Annotated in this window: 1 protein-coding gene; it reads right to left on the bottom strand. The window is 52.6% G+C overall.

The genetic code is table 11. The annotated features are described in order from the left end of the window. Nucleotides 1-447: 447 nt before the first annotated feature. A partial coding sequence (locus tag LIX91_RS25490; RefSeq protein WP_226489408.1) for an RHS repeat-associated core domain-containing protein occupies nucleotides 448-1,271 on the bottom strand: 824 nt, incomplete at its 5' end.

The raw sequence follows: 1,271 nt of genomic DNA, 5'->3' as shown, positions 1-1,271 counted from the left end.
TCTGGGCCAGGGGCGTCACTGTGGATACGCGGTCCAGCGGATCGTAGGTGTACTTGCAGAGGATGGCCATTATCGTTCCCTGATGATGACGAGGTCAGGGCTTTAGCGTGAGCCCGTCGGGCCCGACAGTCCACTGGCAAAACTATCAGTAGGGCACCCGAAAGCAAGAGTCCGGGTGAGGAGAGTAATAAGCTCATGGGTTGTCATGGCTCTGTAAAATCGCCCAGGTTCGGGCAGAAGGCTGGATGGCATCAAGACGGCATTCACTCAATAAAATGTCTGATCCTCATGCCGTCAGCCCCAGCGTTGCTCCCCGCGTTCGGTGGCATGACGTTGAGCTGGAATTGATCTCACGTATCTGATTGAGAGGCGGCTTAATTTTATATGCTGCCAGTCCGTAATCACCTGGCAACCTGTCAGTTGTACGTATACGCATTTTGTCGGCTCTCAGGCACCATCTGGTAACTTTCTGACTCGATAGTTATTCCGATAAAGTGTCTGACCCCGGCGAATAGTTGTAGCCTGCAGTCCAAATTGATCAGTCATTCTGAGCGTAGAAAACATCCGGCCGCTATCCACGAATTCACGGTACAACTCACCCTGATCACGAAGCGACATATACCTGTTACGGTAAAAACCAATGCCATTAACCTCCAGCACATCAGAGTTCTCCATATTAAGAAGCAAATCTTGTACGCCGTTGGACTTTTGATTAACACGCCCCCTCCCCTCTGGCAACGCAAGTTTCTTATTAGCAGCGCGCGGCGACGCAGATCGCATATTAGCAGCGTGCGTCGTCGCGCGCCGAGGGGATGATAGCCCCTCGCCCAACTCTTGAATGTAAATTACTTCCATATTTTTGAATTTTGATTTTGCTTTTCGCCATTGTCGTATCGTGCTTGCAAACCCTCCTCCGCCGGCCACCAAAGAGACAACCCCAACTGCAGCGAGTATGATGCGGAGCTCACTGTCTGATCCTTTGAGCCCAGCAGACGTCCCTATCGCTCCCGCCCCCACGGCACTGAACAAAATTCCCGATAGAAAAGACAGACCGATCGAAATATGCCCATTCGGATCAACCCGGTTGACCGGATCCCCCACACAATACGCATACGCATTCAACCCACCCTTGCCAAACGGACTCATACTGTCCGGGCTGTTGAAGCGCATCAATACCGGGTTGTAGGCGCGATAACCGTTGCCGAGCAGGTAATGGCCGGTCAGCGGGTCAGGCTGTTCGCCGTTGAAACCAGGCAGTTCTGCAATCGTCG

The sequence above is a fragment of the Pseudomonas sp. B20 genome (assembly GCF_020515755.1).
In the GTDB taxonomy this organism is placed as follows: domain Bacteria; phylum Pseudomonadota; class Gammaproteobacteria; order Pseudomonadales; family Pseudomonadaceae; genus Aquipseudomonas; species Aquipseudomonas syringae.
The sequence above is the reverse complement of the archived record's forward strand: the minus strand, read 5'-3'. Positions and strand labels throughout refer to the sequence as shown.